Origin of the sequence: Pseudomonas sp. PS02303 (assembly GCF_029959925.1) — a bacterium.
Classification (GTDB): domain Bacteria; phylum Pseudomonadota; class Gammaproteobacteria; order Pseudomonadales; family Pseudomonadaceae; genus Aquipseudomonas; species Aquipseudomonas mandelii.
On sequence record NZ_JASCOM010000460.1, the window covers coordinates 1 to 2532 of the forward strand.

At 57.5% G+C, this 2532-nt stretch carries 2 protein-coding genes; both read left to right on the top strand.

Translation table 11 applies throughout. The features are described from left to right. The first annotated feature begins 197 nt into the window (after positions 1–197). The gene (locus tag QMX98_RS34030; protein ID WP_010456859.1) at positions 198–509 is read left to right on the top strand and encodes a DUF485 domain-containing protein; all 312 of its coding nucleotides are present in this window, start codon (positions 198–200) and stop codon (positions 507–509) included. After that, the gene (locus QMX98_RS34035; RefSeq protein ID WP_010456858.1) at positions 506–2164 is read left to right on the top strand and encodes a cation acetate symporter; all 1659 of its coding nucleotides are present in this window, start codon (positions 506–508) and stop codon (positions 2162–2164) included. The genes QMX98_RS34030 and QMX98_RS34035 overlap by 4 nt, the downstream gene beginning before the upstream one ends. Positions 2165–2532: the final 368 nt, after the last annotated feature.

A 2532-nucleotide genomic window follows, 5' to 3' on the forward strand; every position in this document is an offset into this window, starting at 1 on the left:
TCGGCCCCGGGGGGCCGGGCAAACGCTAGCGGGCGCCCCCCGGCGCCGCCACGCCTGGCTCCTACAAAAGTTGCGTCACACCAGAAAATGGCGATTCTGTCATGTCGTTCTAATACTAAGGTCGTCTGGAACCTGCCCCGCAGCCGCATAGAGTGGATAACGTTCCAACTTTAATCTGTGCTGCGAGGATAAAAACAATGAACGACAGCATTTACCTCTCGATTCAAAACAGCCCGCGCTTCAAGGAGCTGGTTAGTAAGCGAGAAAGGTTCGCCTGGATTCTTTCGGCGATCATGCTTGGGCTTTACTCCGGATTCATCCTTTTGATTGCTTACGGGCCGCATATTCTGGGAGCGAAAATCAGCCCCGATTCTTCGATTACCTGGGGGATACCGATTGGTGTCGGGCTGATTCTCTCGGCCTTTATCCTGACAGCGATCTATGTACGACGCGCCAATGGCGAATTCGACGACCTGAACAATCTGATTCTCAAGGAGGCTCAGCAATGATCCGGCGTCTATTGGCTCTATTGAGCGTTGCAGCATTCGCACCGGGTGCCTGGGCGGCTGAAGCCCTGACCGGCGCGGTTCAGAAACAACCGCTGAACGTCGCCGCGATCCTGATGTTCGTGGCGTTCGTCGGCGCGACTTTGTATATCACCTACTGGGCTTCCAAGAAAAATAACTCGGCGGCCGACTACTATGCGGCCGGCGGCAAGATCACCGGTTTCCAGAATGGTCTGGCGATTGCCGGTGACTACATGTCCGCGGCGTCCTTCCTGGGTATTTCCGCCCTGGTGTTCACTTCCGGCTACGATGGCCTGATCTACTCGATCGGCTTCCTGGTGGGTTGGCCGATCATTCTGTTCCTGATCGCCGAGCGCCTGCGTAACCTGGGCAAGTACACCTTTGCCGATGTGGCGTCCTACCGCCTTGGGCAAACCCAGATTCGCTCGCTGTCCGCTTGCGGTTCGCTGGTGGTGGTGGCGTTCTACCTGATCGCGCAAATGGTCGGTGCCGGCAAGCTGATCCAGTTGCTGTTCGGACTGGATTACCACGTAGCAGTGATCCTGGTCGGCGTCCTGATGTGCATGTACGTGCTGTTCGGCGGCATGCTGGCGACCACTTGGGTGCAGATCATCAAGGCTGTGCTGTTGCTGTCCGGTGCCTCGTTCATGGCGCTGATGGTGATGAAGCACGTCAACTTTGACTTCAGCACACTGTTCTCCGAGGCGATCAAGGTTCACGCCAAAGGCGAAGCGATCATGAGCCCCGGCGGCCTGGTGAAAGACCCGGTCTCGGCGTTCTCCCTTGGCCTGGCATTGATGTTCGGTACCGCTGGCCTGCCGCACATCCTGATGCGCTTCTTCACCGTGAGTGACGCAAAAGAAGCTCGCAAGAGCGTGCTGTATGCAACCGGCTTCATTGGCTACTTCTACATCCTGACTTTCATCATCGGCTTCGGCGCGATCCTGCTGGTCAGCACCAACCCGGCCTTTAAAGATGCTGCTGGCGCGCTGTTGGGCGGCAACAACATGGCGGCGGTGCACTTGGCCAACGCGGTGGGTGGCAGTATTTTCCTGGGCTTTATCTCGGCGGTAGCGTTTGCGACCATTCTGGCGGTGGTTGCCGGTTTGACCCTGGCCGGTGCTTCGGCGGTGTCTCACGACCTGTATGCCAGCGTGATCAAGAAAGGCAAGGCCAACGAGAAGGACGAGATCCGTGTCTCGAAAATCACCACCATCGCTTTGGCAGTGCTGGCGATCGGCTTGGGCATTCTGTTCGAAAGCCAGAACATCGCGTTCATGGTGGGCCTGGCGTTCTCCATCGCAGCGAGCTGTAACTTCCCGGTGCTGTTGCTTTCCATGTACTGGAAGAAGCTGACCACTCGCGGTGCGATGATCGGCGGCTGGTTGGGTCTGGTGAGTGCGGTTGGTTTGATGGTGCTGGGTCCAACCATTTGGGTGCAGATCCTGCATCACGAGAAGGCTATCTTCCCGTATGAGTACCCGGCGCTGTTCTCGATGGCCATTGCGTTTATCGGGATCTGGTTCTTCTCGATCACTGACAAGTCGGCGGCTGGCGTTAATGAGCGTGCGCTGTTCTTCCCGCAGTTTGTTCGTTCGCAGACCGGTTTGGGGGCGAGCGGGGCGGTTTCTCACTAAGGCTTCGGGTTTGTCTGTGTAAGTTGCGTTAAACGAAAAATGCCCTGGTCGAGAGATCGGGGCATTTTTTTGTTGGCGATGGTATTTGGTGTAGGAGCGAGGCTTGCCCGCGAAGGCGGCCTGACAGCCGACCTGTCTCTCTCAGGTGTATATATCCATTCCTGCGGTAACGGCGGCTGGCGGTTTCGCCCTTACGGCGAGTCCCTTTTGTCAAACGCCACAAAAGGAACCAAAAAGTCTCGCCCCAAGCGTCCGGCCCCTCGCTAAGGCTCGGCGTTCCTTCACTCCGGTATCCATCCGGGGACACTGCCCTCCGGTCTGCTTCGCGACGACCTACATGCAGCGTGTTCGACTGCGTCGAACGGCGC

Coding starts and splice junctions, on each gene's coding strand:
- QMX98_RS34030 (WP_010456859.1), top strand. CDS start 198: ATGAACGACAGCATTTACCTCTCGATTCAAAACAGCCCGCGCTTCAAG.
- QMX98_RS34035 (WP_010456858.1), top strand. CDS start 506: ATGATCCGGCGTCTATTGGCTCTATTGAGCGTTGCAGCATTCGCACCG.